Consider the following 16165-nt stretch of genomic DNA (forward strand, 5'->3'; position numbering starts at 1 on the left):
GCCGGCCGAATGTTCCTGAAATGTGGCTGCGCATGTTACGGCCCCCCGCGCGGGCGTGTCTGTCAGCCGTTGCCGTGCCTTAGGGCCGGCGCCGGAGCAAAACGCCGGGCAACAAAAAGGGCGGCCCGCGGGCCGCCCTGGGGTGTGGGGCGTTCGTCCTCAGCCGGCGTTGGCGCGGCCGATGGCGGCGGCGAGGCGCTCGGTCTGCACCATGGCGCTGATGCCGATCAGCAGGTGGGCGGCCTGGACCAGCCAATGGTAGTCGCCGGGCAGCAGGGCGGTCTGGAACACGCCCAGGGCCAGCACCACGACGCCCCAGGTGGCGCCGAGGATGGCCAGGGCCGGGGCGGCCTTGAGACCGAGCAGGGACAGCAGCCATAGGGACAGCACCAGCAGGGCGCCGGTGCCCATGTGGGCGTGGAGCAGGGCGCCGCCCTGGCCGAGCCAGAGCAGGATGCCGAGAATGAGGGCGGCGGTGCCGGCCAGGCGGGCCGTGACGATGGCGATGCGGGTAAGGGTTTGCTGCATGTTGCGTTCTCCTTTGATGATTATGGTTTGTTGTCGCGCCGTCCCCGGCCGGGGACGGAGACGCGGCCTTTTCGCCTTTGCCGGCGTTACGGGCCGTGCTGATTCTATGCTGCAATGCCGGAAATGCCGAAGCCCTTTCACACTGCGCCCGGCACCTCGGCTGCAAGCCGCGCCCCTGGCCGATCCTGGCGATGGCATGCTGAAGATAAAGGACTGGTGCCGCTTTCAGGGTAGGTGCCATGAAAAACGGGAATGGATCGCTCCATTCCCGTTGTCGTGGGGGCGGGCCGGAAGTTAGGGACGGGCCGGCAGGGGCGCAAACTCCACCGGCACCCAGGCGTAGCTGCCCTTGCCTTCGGCGCGGACGTGGCCGAGGCCGGGGAAGGGCAGGTGCATGCCGCCCACCAGGACCTTGCTGGCGGCGGCTTCCTTCATGATGGCCTTGCGCGTGGCGATGGCCTGCTTCTGGTCCACGTCGAACTCGATGGAGACGCCGGGTTTGGCGAACTGCACGGCGTGGGCATGGACCAGATCGCCCCAGATGAGCAGCTTCTGGCCTTTGGACTCCACGGCGAAGGCAGTGTGGCCGGGGGTGTGGCCGTTGGCCTTGACCGCCTGGATGCCCGGCACCAGCTCGCTGCCGGCGGCGAAGGTGGCCCACTGGCCCTTGGCCAGGTAGGGGGCGGCGCTGTCCCGGGACAGCTTGAAGAAGGGCTGCATGCCTTCCGGCGCGGCGGCGGCCACCTTTTCCGAGAGCCAGAAATCATTGTCTTCCTGGGCCGCCAGGATGCGGGCCTTGGGGAAGATGGGCTGGCCGCCGGCGTCGTTGAGGCCGCCCATGTGGTCGGCGTGGAGGTGGGTCAGCACCACCGTGTCCACCTGCTCCAGGCTGTAGCCGGCCGCCTTGAGGTTGGCGGCGATGTTGCCGAGGGAGGGGCCGAACAGCTTGGCGGCGCCCGTATCCACCAGCACCAGGTTCTTGCCGGTGTTGATCAGGTAGGCGTTCACCGCCGTCTGCATCTTCGGGTTGCCGACGAACATGCGGGCCAGCAGGGCGTTCAGGTCCTGGGGCCGGGCGTTCTTCAGCAGCTTGGTCTCCAGCTCGATGGCGCCGTCGTAGAGGGCGGTCACCTCGAAGTCGCCCAGCTGGGTGCGGTAGTAGCCGGGCACCTGGGTCTGCACCTGGGGCGCTTCGGCCCGGGCCAGGGGCGAGAGGAAAAGGAGGGCGGCGGAAAGGGCGAGCAGTGAGCGGCGCAGTTGCATGGGGAAATCTCCTGTTATGGGTTTGGGATGATGGGAGAAGGAGGGGAGTGTAGCCTATGACGCGGGGCTCGCCGCAAGGACTGTTTCCCCGCCTTTTTATCCCTTGACCTGGAGTGCGCTCCAGCTTTTAGGATGCCTGCCATGAAGCCCTATCTCTCCATCCAGGAAGCGGCCGCCAGCACCGGCCTGAGTCCCGACACCCTGCGCTACTACGAGCGCATCGGCCTCATCGGCACGGTGCCCCGGGGGCCGGGAGGACAGCGCCGCTACGTGCCTGACGACATGGCCTGGCTGGCCTTCCTGTTGCGCTTGCGCAGTACCGGCATGCCGGTGCGGCAGATGCAGCAATTCGCCGAGCTGCGTCGGCAAGGCGAAGCCACCGCCGGGGTGCGCCGGGAAATGCTGGAGCGGCACCTGGAGGGTGTGCGGCGGAACATCCGCCAGCTGGAGGAAACGGCGGCGGTGCTGGCCGGCAAGGTCGAGCATTACCGGCAGCTGGAGGCTTCATCCATCCAACCCAAGGCAAAAGGAGCCTCCCATGGAAAAGTCCGAAGCGATGCAAAACGAGCGTTACGCCAGAGGCCTGGCAAAGCTGCAGGAGATTGACGGCCAGGCCGGGGAAAAGGTGGTGGCCAGCCTGGCCGGCATTGCCCCGGATTTCGCCCGCTACCTGATCGAATTTCCCTTCGGCGACATCTACAGCCGCCCGGGCCTGGACCTGCGCGCCCGGGAAATCGCCGTGGTGGCGGCCCTGACGGCCCTGGGCAATGCGGCGCCCCAGCTCAAGGTGCACATCCAGGGCGCCCTCAACGTGGGTGTGAGCCGTCAAGAGGTGGTGGAGACCATCATGCAGATGGCCGTCTATGCCGGTTTTCCGGCGGCCCTCAACGGCCTGTTTGCGGCGCAGGAGGTGTTTGCCGAAGCCGGGTGAACGGGACGGCGGCGATGTTCCCCGGGGCGGGCGTCCCGGATGCCCCTTGTCGTTGTAAGGGGCGGCAGGTTATGGTCCTGGTCTTGCACATGTCATGGTCCGGAAAAGGTCGCGCCACCCCATGTATCCTTCCGCCCGCCTCGCCTTGTTGTTGCTCAATACCTGGTCCTTCTTCACCGGCCTGGCAGCCTTTTATCTCTACTGGCTTCTGTCCCTGTCCGGCGCCGCGGTCATGGCCGATGTCATGGCCGGAGGCATGGCGGCCGATATCGGCCAATTGAACGATGTCGGCATCCTGCGGCAACTGGCCCTCAGTTTGCTGCATGCGGCGGTCGATTTCCGTCAGAGCGGAATCACCCTGGCAGTATGGGGCCTGTCCCTGCTTATGCTCTCGAGCGGCCTGTCCTTGCTGCTGCTGTTCCGGGAAATGCGCCGTCCAGCGCAGCCCGGGGAACCGGAGACGACGGATACAGGAAGCGGCTTCGTGGCCGACCTGCTGCAGGGGCGCCTGCCGTTGTGGAAGGCCTTCTGGCTTGTCTATGTTCCGGAGCCCTTCCTCGCCAGCCTTGTCGTCAATGTCCTCATCGGGAACCTGGACGGAAAGACCCAGGTGCTGCTGTCCATGTTCGTGGTTCCATTGACCGTCGGTTTAGTGTGGACGCTGCTTTTGAGCGTGACGGTCCTGGTCTGGCGTTGCAGCGACAATACCGCCCGGCCGGTTTGGGGCAAGGTGGCGCGGGTGCTGCTGGTACTGGTCATTGCCGTACCGCTGCTGCAGTTCCTGATCCGCATGGTGCCTTTCCTGGGGCTGCTTTCCCGCAGCTGACGGGGGCTAGTTCTCCCAGGGCGCCTGCTCGAAGGCCGTCGCCAGGAAATTGACCAGGGCCCGCACCTTGCCCGAGAGGTGCTTGCGCGAGGGATAGACGGCGTAGATGCCCAGTTCCCGCTGCTTGTACTGGGGCAGGATGGGCACCAGGCGGCCGCTGGCCAGGTCCTGGTGGCAGAGGAAGGTGGGCTGGAAGACGATGCCCTGGTGGTCCAGGGCGGCGGCGCGGCAGGTGTCGCCGTTGTTGGCGTGGAAGCGGGGGCGGAGATTGACGCTTTCCGTGCCGTGGGGGCCTTCCAGTTCCAGGGTGTCGCCGCTGGGGGAATAGCTGTAGCCGATGAACTGGTGCCGGGCCAGGTCGGCCAGGGTCCGGGGCGTGCCGTGGGCGGCCAGGTACTGGGGCGAGGCGCAGAGCAGGATGCGGGTGCTGGCCAGGCGCCGGGAAACCAGGGAGGAGTCGGGCAGGCGGGTGATGCGCACCGCCAGGTCGTAGCCTTCCTCCACCAGATCCACCACCCGGTCGTTGAGGCTCACATCCAGGCTCACTTCCGGATGGGTGGCGAGAAAGGCGCCCCACAGCGGCGCCAGGTGCAGCACGCCGAAGGAGAGGGGGGCGTTGACCTTGAGCTGGCCCACGGCCCGGTTGGTGGTGAGGCCCACGGCGCTGTCCGCGTCCTCCAGTTCTTCCAGGATCTGCTTGCTGCGTTCCAGGTAGAGGCGGCCGGCCTCGGTGAGGGACAGGCGGCGGGTGGTGCGATGCAGGAGGCGGGCGCCCAGGCGGCTTTCCAGGTCCTGCACCAGGCGCGATACGGCGGCCTTGGAACTGTGCAGCTGGTCCGCCGCCTTGACGAAGCTGCCGCTGTCCACCACGGCAACGAAGGCTTCCATTTCCCGGAATCTGTCCATTTTGTTCCGAATATCAAAACAGTTAGTCACTGGATTGTATATTTATCTTCAATCGTCGGTTCAATAAAGTACGTTCCATCGCGGCCACACCTGTTGCCGCCCACTTTCGAGGGACCGCACCATGACCCTGCCCACCCTGTTCATTTCCCACGGCGCGCCGACCTTTGCCCTGGAGCCAGGCATCATCGGCCCCCGGCTGACGGTCTTGGGGCGGCAACTGCCCAAGCCCCGGGCGGTGGTGGTGGTGTCCCCCCACTGGATCACCGCCGGCCTGGAAGTGGCCACCAGCCCCTGGCCCGAGACCATCCACGACTTCGGCGGCTTCCCGGAGGCCCTGTACCAGCTGCGCTACCCGGCTGCCGGCGCCCCCGAGGTGGCGGCCGAGGTCCTGGAGGCCTTGGCCCGGGCCGGCTTCCCCGGCCGCAGCAATCCCCACCGGGGCCTGGACCACGGCGCCTGGGTGCCTCTCATGCACCTCTACCCGGAAGCCGACGTGCCGGTGGTGCAGCTGTCCCTGCCCATGACCGGTTCGCCCCAGGTGCTGCTGGCCCTGGGTCGGGCCCTGGCGCCCCTGCGGCAGCAGGGCGTGCTGCTGCTGGCCTCCGGCAGCATCACCCACAACCTGATGGACTTTCGCCTGGGCGGCGGCGAAGCGGCCTATGCCCGGGAGTTCATGGAGTGGGTGGCTGACACCATCGCCGCCGGCGACCTGGAGGCCCTGCTGGACCTGCGCCGCCGGGCACCCCATGCGGTGCGCGCCCATCCCACCGACGAACACCTGCAGCCCCTGCTGGTGGCCATCGGTACCGCCGGCGAGGACTGGAGCGCCGCCCGCCGCCTGGAAGGGGGCCTGGTCTATGGCGTGATCGGCATGGACAGCTATGCCTTCGGCGTCACCGCCGGGGGCGCAAACCAAATCGACCATTCCGCGTCTACCCCGGTGTCCGCCGCGGTAGCTGCCCACTGAAGCGAGGAATTACCATGAACCACAGCACCGACCGTTACAGCAGCACCGCCAAGGCCCTGCACTGGCTGATGGCCCTGGGCCTCTTCGGCGCCCTGGGCGTCGGCTTCTACATGACCGGTCTGCCCCTGTCGCCGCAGAAGCTGCAGATCTACTCCTGGCACAAGTGGGCCGGCGTCAGCCTGTTCCTGCTGGTGCTGCTGCGCTTTGCCTGGCGCCTCGGCCACCGGCCGCCGGCCCCCGTGCCCATGCCGGCCTGGCAGCGCCTCGCCGCCGAGGGCGTGCATCACCTGCTGTACCTGCTGATGTTCGCCATCCCCCTCACGGGCTGGCTGATGAGTTCGGCCAAGGGCTTCCAGACCGTCTATTTCGGCGTGCTGCCCATCCCCGACCTGATCGGCAAGGACCCGGACCTGGGCAACCTGCTGAAGACCGTGCATGTGAGCCTCAACTTCCTGTTGCTGGCCCTGGTGGCCGCCCATGCCGGCGCCGCCCTGAAGCACCACTTCCTGGACCGGGACGCCACCCTGCGCCGCATGCTGCCGGGCCGCTCCTGAGCTGCACCAAGAAAAGCGTACGCCAACCCCAACGTCACGGAGATAACACCATGATCAAACAAACCCTCGGCGCCGCCGCCCTGGCCGCCGCCGTCTTCGCCCTGCCGGCCCAGGCCGTCGAGTTCAACGCCGTGCAGGCCGACAAGACCCAGATCGCCTTCACCTACAAGCAGATGAACGTGCCCGTGGATGGCAAGTTCAGGAAGAGCGCCGCCAGCATCGCCTTCGATCCGGCCAAGCCCCAGGCCGCCAGGGCCAGCCTGGAGATCGACCTGGCCAGCATCGATGCCGGCTCCCAGGAGGCCAATGACGAAGTGGCAAGCAAGCTGTGGTTCAACACCAAGGCCTTCCCCAAGGCCATCTTTGTCTCCAGCAGCGTCAAGGCTCTTGGCAACAACCGCTTCGAGGTCACCGGCAAGCTGAGCATCAAGGGCAAGACCCTGGATGCCACCGCCCCCTTCACCTTCAAGCAGGAGGGCACCAACGGCGTCTTCGACGGCGCCTTTGTACTGAAGCGGGCGGACTACGCCATCGGCGAAGGCATGTGGGCCGACTTCGGCACCGTAGCCAACGAAATCCAGATCAAGTTCCACGTCGTGGCGGCGGCTGCCGCTGCGGCCAAGAAGTAAGCCGTATCGCCGCATCACCCCAACCCCAAGCCGTACCCAGAGCAACCCTAGAGAAAACCCATACAGGAGATTCACCATGATCAAGCAACTCGTCGCCGTCGCCATCGCCGCTTCCTCCTTCGCCGCCGTGGCCGCTCCCGAAACCTATGTGATGGACGGCAGCCACACCTTCCCCCGCTTCTCCTACAGCCACTTCGGCTATTCCACCCAGCTCTCCCATTTCGACAAGACCAGCGGCAAGATCGTCATCGACAAGGCCGCCAAGAGCGGCAGTGTGGACGTGACCATCGACATGAAGTCCGTCAATACCGGCTCCGCCCTGTTCAACGGCCACATCCAGGGCGAGGATTTCCTCGACACCGCCAAGTTCCCCACCGCCACCTACAAGTCCACCAAGGTGAACTTTGACGGCGACAAGGTGGTGTCCGTGGATGGCAACCTGACCATCAAGGGCATCACCAAGCCGGTCACCCTCAGCGTCACCTCCTTCCAGTGCATGCCCCATCCCATGCTGAAGAAGGACGCCTGCGGCGCCAACGCCACCGCCGTCATCAAGCGCAGCGAATTCAACGCCGGCAAGTACGCTCCCTATGTGGGCGACGATGTCATCCTGACCATCGCCGTCGAAGCCATCAAGGAATAAGCCTCCCCGAGGCTGCCTCCGGGCCCGCCGATGCAAGGCGCATCGGCGGGCCTTTTTGCCTTTAGAATGGGCCTCCCCAGATATCGCGCCGGCCCGTCGTGTCTCCCCGCTTCTATCCCAAGTCCTTTCTCAAGCTGCTCTCCCTGGCCTTTCTCGCCGCGGCCCTGCCTCTGGTGGTGGCCCTGGTGCAGACGGCCATGGAGGTGAACCTGCTGGTGCAGCAGAGCCGCCAGGCCGTGGGCCAGACCGCCCAGGCGGCCCGGGCCAGCCGCCAGCTGCTGGAACAGACCGTGGCCCTGGAACGCTCCGCCCGCCAGTACCTGGTGCTGGGAGAGCCGTCCCTGCTGGCGGACTACGACACCCTGCGGGCGGGCTTTCGCACCACCTTCAGCGAGCTGTCCCTGCTGCCCCTGGATGAAGCCCAGTTGCTGGAGCTGAACCGTACCATCGACACCGAGGCCGCCCTGCGCGAGCGCCTGGAGAAGATCCAGGGCGGCAAGGCCCGCCTGGCCGAAGACTATGCCGCCCTTTCCGACCTGGCCCGGGGCGTGCAGCGCATCAGCGACGCCCTCACCGACCGGGAAATGAGCCGCCTCGGCGAACTGGCCGGGGAGGCGGAACAGCGCCTGTGGAAGCAGCTGCTGGCCATGCTGGTGCTGGGCCTGGTGGTCTCGGCCCTGGCCGCCGCCCTCATCGCCCGGCCGGTGCGGGAACTGGAGGCCGCCGTCTCCCGCCTCGGCGGCGGCGACCTGCAGGCGCCGGTGGCGGTGCACGGCCCGGCCGACCTGGAGCGCCTGGGCCAGCGCCTGGAATGGCTGCGCCAGCAGCTGAACGAGCTGGAGGCCCAGAAGGTGCGCTTCCTGCGCCATGTCTCCCACGAGCTGAAGACGCCCCTGACCGCCCTGCGCGAAGGGGCGGAGCTGCTGGCCGACGGCGCCGCCGGTTCCCTCTCCGAAGGCCAGCGGGAGATCGTCGCCATCCTCCAGGGCAAGAGCCGCCAGCTGCAGACCATGATCGAGCGCCTGCTCAATGCCCAGCGGGCCCTGGATGAACTGGGACGCCTCGAATTCGTGCCGGTGGACCTGGCCCGGCTGGTGGGCCGGGGGCTGGACGACCACCGTCTGGCAGCCCAGGCCCGGGGCCTGCTTTTCCAGGCCGAATGCCAGCCCCTGATGGTGTGGGGCGACCGGGACAAGCTGGCCACGGTCCTCGACAACCTGCTCTCCAACGCGGTCAAGTACTCTCCCGAGGGTGGTATGATCGCCGTCGCCCTGAAGTCCGAAGACGGCCTTGCCTGCCTGGACGTGCGCGACCAGGGCCCCGGCGTCGCCCCCAACGACCGGGAACGCATTTTCGACTGGTTCTACCTGGGCGGCAGCCGCCCCGCCGCCGCCAGCGTCCCCGGCAGCGGCCTCGGCCTCGCCATCGCCCGGGAACTGGCCCAGGCCCACCGGGGCCGGCTCGAAATGCTGCCCGAAGGCCCTCCCGGGGCCTGTTTCCGTCTCAGCCTGCCCCTCGCTGCCGCCGGGCGCTGAACCCTCCCTAGCCGAACTGCCTTGTCTTACCGCATACCCATGAAATTCCCATCCCTGCTGCTGAGCCTCTGCCTCTTCCTGGGGGCCTGCAGCCATGTGCCGCCGGCGCCGGTGGATGAAAACCGCCTGGTGCTCGATACCCTGGCCCTGGCCCAGAAGACTGCCGCCGCCAACGCCGAGGAACAGAAGCGGGAGCTGGCATCCGCCCAGCAGGCCTACAACCGGGAACGCAGCCTGGGCAACCGCCTGCGCCTGGGAGTGCTGCTGGCCTTGCCCCAGCCGGCCCTGGAGGACAAGTCCCGGGCCCTGGCCCTGCTCGAACCCCTGGCCGGCCATGCCGGTCCCGCCGGCCAGCTGGCGACCCTGGTCCAGGGCCAGCTCAACGAGCGCCTGAAGGAAGGGCGCCGGGCCCAGCAACTGAAGGAACAGCTGGACGAACTCAAGTCCATCGAGCGCCAGCTTATCGAACGCAGCCGCAAGGGGAGGCAATAGCCATGGCCGAACTGCTGCTGGTGGATGACGACGCCGACATCCTCAAACTGCTGGCCCTGCGCCTGGCCACCGCCGGCCACCGGGTGCGCACCGCCGACAGCGGCGAGCAGGCCCTGGTCATGTTCCAGGCCCAGCGGCCCCAGCTGGTCATCACCGACCTGAAGATGGGCGGCATGGACGGCCTCGCCCTGTTCGACGAGATCCAGCGCCGGGCCCCGACCCTGCCGGTGATCGTGCTCACCGCCCACGGCACCATTCCCGAGGCGGTGGATGCCACCCGCCGCGGCGTCTTCGGCTTCCTCACCAAACCCTTCGACGGCAAGGCCCTGCTGGAGCAGGTGGAGCAGGCCCTGCGCCTGGCGTCCCCCGCCGGCCAGGGCGGCGGCGAGAACGAGCCCTGGCGCGCCGATCTGGTGGGCGGCAGCCCGGCCATGCAGGAATTGCTGGAGCGGGCCCGCCTGGTGGCGGCCTCCGATGCCAGCGTCTTCATCGCCGGCGCCAGCGGCACCGGCAAGGAACTGCTGGCCCGGGCCATCCACCTGGCCAGCCCCCGGGCGGATAAGCCTTTCGTCGCCATCAACTGCGCCGCCATTCCGGAAAACCTGCTGGAGTCCGAACTCTTCGGCCACCGCAAGGGTGCCTTCACCGGCGCCACCTACAACCACAAGGGCCTGTTCCTGGAGGCGGACGGCGGCACGGTCTTCCTCGACGAGATCGGCGACATGCCCCTGTCCCTCCAGGCCAAGCTGCTGCGGGTGCTGCAGGAGCGCCAGGTGCGCCCCGTGGGCGCCACCCAGGCGGTGCCGGTTGATGTGCGGGTGGTTTCGGCCACCCACCGGGACCTGGACGAACTCCTGAAAAGCGGCCAGTTCCGCGAAGACCTCTACTACCGCCTCAACGTGGTCTCCCTGGCTCTGCCCCTATTGGCGGAGCGGCGGGAGGACATTCCCCTGCTGGCCAACCATTTTCTGCAGCGCACGGCCAGCCGCTACGGCAAACCCGTCACCGCCTTCGCCCCGGATGCCATGGAGGCCCTGGTGACGGCGCCCTGGCCGGGCAATGTGCGGCAGTTGCAGAATGTGGTGGAGCAGGCGGTGGCCCTCTCCCCGGTGAGCGGCGGCCTGGTGCCGGCGGCCCTGATCCAGGGGGCGCTGCGCTCCGGTGACAGCGCCTTCACTTCCCTGGATGAGGCGAAGAAGGTGTTCGAGCGGGATTACCTGGTGCGCCTGCTGCGCCTCACCGAAGGCAGCGTCACCCAGGCGGCCCGTCTGGCCCAGCGCAACCGCACCGAGTTCTACAAGCTGCTGGAACGGCATCAGCTGGATGCCAAGCAGTTCAAGCCCGGGGCCGGCGACAGCGCCTGAGGGGCGTCGGGCTGGCCCGACAAAATAAATCCTTTTTAAATCAATTGGCTGTAATCAAGGATGGCAGCCCCTGTCGGGCCGCCCCGAAATTCCGGGGCCGGCCCGTTCTTTTTGTTTTCTCTTAACCTACTGATCTTCAAGGAAGTTTTTTTCCTGGCACGGCCGTTGCAATAACGGTTGCAAGCCGCGCTCCCAAGGCGGCGCTTTTTGCCCAGGAGAATAAAAATGAAGTTCAGGAAAGTTGTCATGCTGGCCCTGCTGATCGGTAGCACCGGTCTGTTCAATGCGGCCCATGCCCACGGTGGCATCGACGGCGATGCCGTGGTTGGCGGCGCCCTTGGCGGTGCGGCCGGCGCCGCCGTCGGTTCGGCCATCGGCGGCCGCGACATGGCCATGGTCGGCGGCGCCCTCGGCGCGGCTGCCGGCGTTTCCCTGAATACCCGTTCCCGTTACGACGATGGCCGCCGACGCGGCTATTACGACGACCGCCACGACCGGGGTTACCACCGCGGCCACTACAAGCATCGTCACCGTCACCACCACGACCGCCACGACTGGTAAGCCAGTTCCCCCTGCCAAGGAGCGACCATGGATTCCACTTTCGAAATCGGCCATTCCCCGACCCCGGCCCCGGTGCGGGCCCGTCGCCTGCATCCCCTGCTGACGGCCGCCGCTGTCTCTCTCACCGTCTTCAGCCTGCTGGGCATCGGTGCCATCACCGGCCTCATTCCCTCGGCGTCTTCCCAGCTGCAGGAGAAGGGGGCCGATAAGGACGCCGCCAAGGCGGAGGAGGGCGGCAAGCCCGCCGCCAAGGGGGCCGCCAGCGCCAAGTCCACTTGCGCCAACTGCGGCGTGGTGGAAACGGTGCGCATGGTGCAGCTGGAAGGCAATGCCAGCGGCCTGGGGGCCGTGGCCGGCGGCGTCACCGGCGCCCTGGTGGGCAACCAGTTCGGCCGGGGCGGCGGCAATACGGCCATGACCCTGATCGGCGCTGCCGGCGGGGCCTATGCCGGCAACAGCATCGAAAAGAACATGAATCGCCAGACCGCCTACCGCATCACCGTGCGCATGGATGACGGCGCCTACCGCACCATTTCCCAGTCCCACGTGCCCGCCGTGGCCGCCGGCGACAAGGTGAAGGTGGTGAACGGCAACGTCAGCGCCATTCCCTGAACCCATCCCAACCCCGTGGAGAACAACATGAAAACCGCAAAATCCTTAGCCCTCGTCGCCGCTGCCGTCCTGGCCATGACCCTGTCCGCCTGTAGCGGCAATCCCACCCGGCAGCAGGTCGGGGTGGCCACCGGCGCCGTCGTCGGCGGTGTCGTCGGCTCCGCCCTGACTGGCGGCAGCACGGCGGGTACCGTGGCCGGCGCCGCTGCCGGCGGCCTGGTGGGCAACGAGCTGTCCAAGCGTCGCTGACGCCGAGCCGAATCCCTTTGAGCCGCGCCCGGTTTCCGGGTGCTTGTGTAAGCCGGTGGTAGGCGGGGGCGCCTACCATCGGCTCTTTTTTTGGTGCACCGCCGCAGCCGGCCCCGGGTCATGCTAGTATTTTTGTCATAGAAAAAAATACCATCGGCAATGCCCGTCGGCAGGGAGCGAGTGGGATGTTTCCGAATCACAAAATGAGGGCCTGGTTGTTCCCGGCCCTGCTGCTTTGGTGCCTGGCTGCCGCAGGGGGAGCCCAGGGGGGCGAGCGCCCCCGCCTGGTGGCCTTCGCCCAGGACACTCTGGCCAACGACTACCGCCTGGCCCAGGTACGGGCCCTGGTGGAGGCATTCAATCGCCAGCCCGGCGTCAATTTCGTCTTTTCCGATGCCCAGGGCGAGACGGCCCGGCAGGTGGCCGACGTGGAGGATTTCGTCGCCCGCGGCGTCGATGTGCTGATCGTCAGTCCCCGGGATTCCCGGGCCCTGGCGCCCGTGCTGGCCAAGGCTTACCGCCAGGGTATCCCGGTGGTGCTGCTGATGCGCCGGGTGGAGGGGGACGCCTATACCACCTGGGTGGGGCCCGACGACGGGCAGATCGGTGCCGCTGCCGCCGCCTTCATCGCCGCCGAACTGCAGGGCCGGGGCACGGTGCTGGTGCTGCAGGGCATTCCCGGCGCCAGCACCTCCCAGATGCGCACCGCCGCCTTTGTCGAAGCCTTGCGCCGCCACCCCGGCCTGCGCCTGCACAGCATTCGCCCGGCCAATTACCTGCGGGCCGATGCGGTCAAGGCGGTGGAGGAGGCGCTGGAGGAAGGGCGTCCTTTCGATGCCATCTACGCCCAGTCGGACAGCATGGCCAGCGGCGCCCGCCTGGCCCTGCGCAAGCACGGCATCGATCCGGGCCGGCTGGTCATCGTCGGCATCGACTACATCCGGGAGGCGCGCCAGGCCATTGCTGACGGCGAGCAGCGGGCCTCCTTCACCTATCCCCTGAGTACCGAAGCGACGGCCCGGGTGGTGCGGGACATCCTCGCCGGACGCCCGGTGCCGCGGCGGGTGGTGGTGCCCAGCCAGCTGGTGACGCGGCAGGGCAGCGCCCGCCAGGAGCCGGTTTTCTAGATGACCGCCCCCAACTGGCTCCCCAGCATCAAGGCCAAGCTGCTGGCCCTGCTCCTGCTCAGCATCTTTCTGGTGCTGACGGTGGTGGGCACCCTGCTGTCCGTCGGGGTGGAGCGTTTTCACCGGGAGGAAACCCGGGAGGTCTTTGCCACCGCCCAGCGGGCCCTCAGTGCCGAGATTCAGACCCGCCAGGCCTTCCTGCTGCAGATGGCCGGGCGCCTGGCGGCAGATGAAGCCCTGGTGGCCAGCCTCAATCTGGTATCCCGTTACTCCGATCCCCTGCACTACGATCCCCTGGTGTTCGATGGGGAGAAAAAGCGCCTGGCCGGGGATCTGGTTCGCCTTTCCAGCGCCACCGATCACCTGTCCCTGGTGGTGGTGGACAGCCGGGGCCAATGGGTGGCCTTCGGCCGGGTGGAGAAAAACGGCCAGGAGGCGGGTTTTCTGTCCTTCGACAATGCGGGCGCGCCTCTGGCCTGGCAACAGGACTCCCTCTCGCCCAACCAGTGGCACGCCGGACGTACGCCGGTGGAGGTGGAGTTCCTCGCCGGCCTGGCCCGCAATGCGCCGCCGACCCAGGCCATGGTCCGCTCGCCCGACGGGCTGATGCTGCTGGCCAGCGCTCCGGTGATCCGCCACTTTCCCCGGGGCGAGCCTCTCACGGTCGGGCGGGTGGTGGTGACCCAGACCCTGGGCCAGGGCTTCCTGGAACAGGTGACCCGCTACACGCCGCTGCACTTTGGCCTGCTCTTCGCCCAGGGGCAGGTGGTGGGGGACATCCAGGCCCTGGCTTCCGAGGTCGATCTGAGCCGGGCGGCGCCGCTCCTGAAAAATGCCGGCAATCCCTTGAGCGGCTGGCAGGAGACGCCCCGGCACTTTCTCATGCTGTTTTCCCTGCCCCTGCTGGGCAACGAACTGGCCTATCCGCTCCTGGTCCTGGAAAAGGAGGGCGTAAACAAGCAGGTGCGGGAAACCCTGGGGGTGTTGCTGCTGGTGCTGCTGCTGGCCGGGGCCCTGGTGGTGCCCCTCAGCCAGGCCCTGGCCAACCGGGGTATTTCCCGGCCGGTGCTGAACCTGCTGGCCAGCGTGGAGCGGGTCAAGGCCGGCCAGTATGACGGTATCGCCGGGCAGGCGCCGGGCAGCGTCGAGTTCGCCAGCCTTTTCGATTCCCTGCAGGACATGGCCCACACCATCCGCAGCCGGGAGGACCAGCTGCGCCTGTGGGCCAGCGTGCTGGAACAGAGCCGGGAAGCGGTCTTCGTCACCGATGCGGAAAATCGCATCCTGCTGGTGAACCGGGCCTTCGTCGCCGTCACCGGCTACACCCTGGAAGAGGTGAGAGGGCGGACACCCCGTTTTCTCCAGTCAGGCCGCCACGATGAGGCGTTCTACGTCAATCTGTGGCGCAGCCTGCGGGAAACCGGACACTGGCAGGGGGAAATCTGGGACCGGGCCAAGGATGGCCGCATCCATCCCCAGTGGGCCGCCATCAGCGCTGTGGCTGATGCCGCCGGGACGGTCAGCAACTACATCGCCATCTACTCCGACCTTACCGAGCACAAGGCGGCCCAGGACCGTATCCAGTTCCTGGCCCAGCATGATCCTCTCACCGGCCTGCCCAACCGCATGCTGCTGCAGGACCGGCTCACCGTGGCCATTGCCGCCGCCGCCCGGGAGGGGCACGAGGTGGGGGTGCTGTTCATCGACCTGGACCGCTTCAAGACCATCAACGATTCCCTCGGCCATTCCGTCGGCGACGAGCTGATCAAGGGCGTCACCAAGCGCCTGCAGGATGCGGTGCGGGAATCGGATACGGTGTCCCGCCTGGGGGGCGACGAGTTCATCGTCGTCCTGCACCGCATCCGCCGCTCCGAGGACGCGGCCCATGTGGCCGACGCCGTCCTGGCCCAGCTGACGGCGCCCTTCAACATCGCCGGCAAGGAGCTGCGGGTGACGGCCTCCATCGGCATCAGCGTCTTCCCTGCCGACGGCGAGGACGAGGAGGGGCTGATCAAGAATGCGGACACGGCCATGTTCCATGCCAAGGAACGGGGGCGCAACAACTACCAGTTCTTCCGCCCGGAAATGAACGCCCGGGCCGGGGAGCGCCTGGCCCTGGAGAACTCCCTGCGGGGGGCGGTGCAGCGCAAGGAATTCGTGCTTTTCTACCAGCCCCAGGTGGAGATCCGCAGCGGCCGCCTGGTGGGGGCCGAGGCCCTGATCCGCTGGCGGCGGGGCGACTCGGGCTTCGTTTCGCCGGCCGACTTCATCCCCCTGGCCGAGGAGACCGGCACCATCCTGGAAATCGGCGACTGGGTCCTGGCCGAAGCCTGCCGCCAGCAGGTGCAGTGGGACCAGCAGTGGCCGGCCATGGGCCTGAAACCGGTGCCGGTGGCGGTGAATCTGTCGTCCCTGCAGTTCCGCCAGAAGCACTTCAAGGAAAACCTGCTCGACATCGTCGGCGACTATCCGCTACCCGCCGGGCGCATCGAACTGGAACTGACGGAAAGCATCGTCATGGAGGAGCCGGAGCAGGTGGGCGCCGTCCTGGCCGAACTGAAACAGGCCGGCCTGCGCCTGTCCATCGACGACTTCGGCACCGGCTATTCCAGCCTGTCCTACCTGAAACGCTTCCCCCTGGACAAGCTGAAGATCGATGCCTCCTTCGTCCGGGACATCGTCAACGATTCGGCCGATCTGGCCATCGTGCACGCCGTCGTCTCCCTGGGCCACAGCCTGGGGCTGAAGGTGGTGGCCGAAGGGGTGGAGCACGAGGCCGAACTGCTGATCCTCAACGCCATGGGCTGCGACATCGCCCAGGGTTACCACTTCTGCCGGCCGGTGCCGGCGGAGGAATTCCAGGCCTGGGTTGCCGCCTATGTGCCGGTGCCGCTACGGGGCGGCGTCCCCATGCCGGAAAGCTGAGGCAAAACGATCGCGGAAAAGAGAAACGGCGCCCGCAGGCGCCGTTTTTTCAT

Annotated in this window: 18 protein-coding genes; 15 read left to right on the forward strand and 3 right to left on the reverse strand. The window is 67.4% G+C overall.

Going from position 1 to position 16165, the window contains the following annotated elements:
• Positions 1–159: 159 nt before the first annotated feature.
• Together AC3QLZ_RS01095 and AC3QLZ_RS01100 are read right to left on the reverse strand one after the other, a co-directional pair.
• Positions 160–528 carry a hypothetical protein gene (locus AC3QLZ_RS01095; protein ID WP_014237402.1) on the reverse strand — a complete coding sequence of 123 codons (369 nt, stop codon included), beginning with the start codon at positions 526–528 and terminating at the stop codon, positions 160–162.
• A gap of 294 nt (positions 529–822) precedes the next feature.
• Entirely contained in the window at positions 823–1791 is a 969-nt protein-coding gene (locus AC3QLZ_RS01100; protein WP_014237403.1) for an MBL fold metallo-hydrolase, read from the reverse strand.
• Positions 1792–1932: 141 nt separating this feature from the next.
• Between AC3QLZ_RS01100 and AC3QLZ_RS01105 the strand changes: the two genes are divergently transcribed.
• From AC3QLZ_RS01105 to AC3QLZ_RS01115, 3 genes are all read left to right on the forward strand, one after another.
• Positions 1933–2397: a MerR family transcriptional regulator gene (locus tag AC3QLZ_RS01105; protein WP_014237404.1), complete on the forward strand. Its 465-nt coding sequence runs from the start codon at positions 1933–1935 to the stop codon at positions 2395–2397.
• Entirely contained in the window at positions 2330–2722 is a 393-nt protein-coding gene (locus AC3QLZ_RS01110; RefSeq protein WP_238526300.1) for a carboxymuconolactone decarboxylase family protein, read from the forward strand. Before AC3QLZ_RS01105 ends, AC3QLZ_RS01110 begins: the two co-directional genes overlap by 68 nt.
• Before the next feature lie 121 nt (positions 2723–2843).
• Positions 2844–3548 carry a hypothetical protein gene (locus AC3QLZ_RS01115; protein ID WP_014237406.1) on the forward strand — a complete coding sequence of 235 codons (705 nt, stop codon included), beginning with the start codon at positions 2844–2846 and terminating at the stop codon, positions 3546–3548.
• 6 nt (positions 3549–3554) lie between these two features.
• On the opposite strand, the gene AC3QLZ_RS01120 is transcribed toward AC3QLZ_RS01115, so the two are convergent.
• Positions 3555–4436, reverse strand: a complete 882-nt coding sequence (locus AC3QLZ_RS01120; protein ID WP_238526301.1) for a LysR family transcriptional regulator — start codon at positions 4434–4436, stop codon at positions 3555–3557.
• Between the two features lie 139 nt (positions 4437–4575).
• Between AC3QLZ_RS01120 and AC3QLZ_RS01125 the strand changes: the two genes are divergently transcribed.
• From AC3QLZ_RS01125 to AC3QLZ_RS01180, 12 genes are all read left to right on the forward strand, one after another.
• Positions 4576–5421 (forward strand): DODA-type extradiol aromatic ring-opening family dioxygenase, encoded by an 846-nt coding sequence (locus AC3QLZ_RS01125; protein WP_014237408.1) that lies wholly within the window; start codon positions 4576–4578, stop codon positions 5419–5421.
• 14 nt (positions 5422–5435) lie between these two features.
• Positions 5436–5975 carry a cytochrome b gene (locus AC3QLZ_RS01130; RefSeq protein WP_014237409.1) on the forward strand — a complete coding sequence of 180 codons (540 nt, stop codon included), beginning with the start codon at positions 5436–5438 and terminating at the stop codon, positions 5973–5975.
• A 50-nt stretch (positions 5976–6025) separates the two neighbouring features.
• Complete coding sequence (locus AC3QLZ_RS01135; RefSeq protein ID WP_014237410.1) at positions 6026–6604, forward strand: YceI family protein; 579 nt, start codon at positions 6026–6028, stop codon at positions 6602–6604.
• Positions 6605–6680: 76 nt separating this feature from the next.
• Positions 6681–7247, forward strand: coding sequence for a YceI family protein (locus AC3QLZ_RS01140; RefSeq protein ID WP_014237411.1), 567 nt, complete (start codon positions 6681–6683; stop codon positions 7245–7247).
• Positions 7248–7345: 98 nt separating this feature from the next.
• Complete coding sequence (locus AC3QLZ_RS01145) at positions 7346–8782, forward strand: HAMP domain-containing sensor histidine kinase (RefSeq protein ID WP_014237412.1); 1437 nt, start codon at positions 7346–7348, stop codon at positions 8780–8782.
• Positions 8783–8821: 39 nt separating this feature from the next.
• Positions 8822–9274 carry a hypothetical protein gene (locus tag AC3QLZ_RS01150; protein WP_014237413.1) on the forward strand — a complete coding sequence of 151 codons (453 nt, stop codon included), beginning with the start codon at positions 8822–8824 and terminating at the stop codon, positions 9272–9274.
• Positions 9275–9276: 2 nt separating this feature from the next.
• Positions 9277–10638, forward strand: a complete 1362-nt coding sequence (locus AC3QLZ_RS01155; RefSeq protein WP_014237414.1) for a sigma 54-interacting transcriptional regulator — start codon at positions 9277–9279, stop codon at positions 10636–10638.
• A 225-nt stretch (positions 10639–10863) separates the two neighbouring features.
• Positions 10864–11199 (forward strand): hypothetical protein, encoded by a 336-nt coding sequence (locus AC3QLZ_RS01160; RefSeq protein WP_014237415.1) that lies wholly within the window; start codon positions 10864–10866, stop codon positions 11197–11199.
• A gap of 27 nt (positions 11200–11226) precedes the next feature.
• On the forward strand, positions 11227–11811 hold the full coding sequence (locus AC3QLZ_RS01165; protein ID WP_014237416.1) for an outer membrane lipoprotein: 585 nt from the start codon (positions 11227–11229) through the stop codon (positions 11809–11811).
• A gap of 27 nt (positions 11812–11838) precedes the next feature.
• Complete coding sequence (locus tag AC3QLZ_RS01170) at positions 11839–12060, forward strand: YMGG-like glycine zipper-containing protein (RefSeq protein ID WP_014237417.1); 222 nt, start codon at positions 11839–11841, stop codon at positions 12058–12060.
• A gap of 203 nt (positions 12061–12263) precedes the next feature.
• A complete protein-coding gene (locus tag AC3QLZ_RS01175) occupies positions 12264–13187 on the forward strand; it encodes a substrate-binding domain-containing protein (RefSeq protein ID WP_157870622.1) in 924 nt (307 codons plus the stop codon).
• Positions 13188–16112, forward strand: coding sequence for a putative bifunctional diguanylate cyclase/phosphodiesterase (locus AC3QLZ_RS01180; protein ID WP_014237419.1), 2925 nt, complete (start codon positions 13188–13190; stop codon positions 16110–16112).
• Positions 16113–16165: the final 53 nt, after the last annotated feature.

Source organism: Azospira sp. MPR-LB4 (assembly GCF_058809525.1).

Excerpts from the sequence above, each read along its gene's own strand:
- AC3QLZ_RS01095 (WP_014237402.1), bottom strand. The coding sequence starts at position 528 with ATGCAGCAAACCCTTACCCGCATCGCCATCGTCACGGCCCGCCTGGCC.
- AC3QLZ_RS01100 (WP_014237403.1), bottom strand. The coding sequence starts at position 1,791 with ATGCAACTGCGCCGCTCACTGCTCGCCCTTTCCGCCGCCCTCCTTTTC.
- AC3QLZ_RS01105 (WP_014237404.1), top strand. The coding sequence starts at position 1,933 with ATGAAGCCCTATCTCTCCATCCAGGAAGCGGCCGCCAGCACCGGCCTG.
- AC3QLZ_RS01110 (WP_238526300.1), top strand. The coding sequence starts at position 2,330 with ATGGAAAAGTCCGAAGCGATGCAAAACGAGCGTTACGCCAGAGGCCTG.
- AC3QLZ_RS01115 (WP_014237406.1), top strand. The coding sequence starts at position 2,844 with ATGTATCCTTCCGCCCGCCTCGCCTTGTTGTTGCTCAATACCTGGTCC.
- AC3QLZ_RS01120 (WP_238526301.1), bottom strand. The coding sequence starts at position 4,436 with ATGGAAGCCTTCGTTGCCGTGGTGGACAGCGGCAGCTTCGTCAAGGCG.
- AC3QLZ_RS01125 (WP_014237408.1), top strand. The coding sequence starts at position 4,576 with ATGACCCTGCCCACCCTGTTCATTTCCCACGGCGCGCCGACCTTTGCC.
- AC3QLZ_RS01130 (WP_014237409.1), top strand. The coding sequence starts at position 5,436 with ATGAACCACAGCACCGACCGTTACAGCAGCACCGCCAAGGCCCTGCAC.
- AC3QLZ_RS01135 (WP_014237410.1), top strand. The coding sequence starts at position 6,026 with ATGATCAAACAAACCCTCGGCGCCGCCGCCCTGGCCGCCGCCGTCTTC.
- AC3QLZ_RS01140 (WP_014237411.1), top strand. The coding sequence starts at position 6,681 with ATGATCAAGCAACTCGTCGCCGTCGCCATCGCCGCTTCCTCCTTCGCC.
- AC3QLZ_RS01150 (WP_014237413.1), top strand. The coding sequence starts at position 8,822 with ATGAAATTCCCATCCCTGCTGCTGAGCCTCTGCCTCTTCCTGGGGGCC.
- AC3QLZ_RS01155 (WP_014237414.1), top strand. The coding sequence starts at position 9,277 with ATGGCCGAACTGCTGCTGGTGGATGACGACGCCGACATCCTCAAACTG.
- AC3QLZ_RS01160 (WP_014237415.1), top strand. The coding sequence starts at position 10,864 with ATGAAGTTCAGGAAAGTTGTCATGCTGGCCCTGCTGATCGGTAGCACC.
- AC3QLZ_RS01165 (WP_014237416.1), top strand. The coding sequence starts at position 11,227 with ATGGATTCCACTTTCGAAATCGGCCATTCCCCGACCCCGGCCCCGGTG.
- AC3QLZ_RS01170 (WP_014237417.1), top strand. The coding sequence starts at position 11,839 with ATGAAAACCGCAAAATCCTTAGCCCTCGTCGCCGCTGCCGTCCTGGCC.
- AC3QLZ_RS01175 (WP_157870622.1), top strand. The coding sequence starts at position 12,264 with ATGAGGGCCTGGTTGTTCCCGGCCCTGCTGCTTTGGTGCCTGGCTGCC.
- AC3QLZ_RS01180 (WP_014237419.1), top strand. The coding sequence starts at position 13,188 with ATGACCGCCCCCAACTGGCTCCCCAGCATCAAGGCCAAGCTGCTGGCC.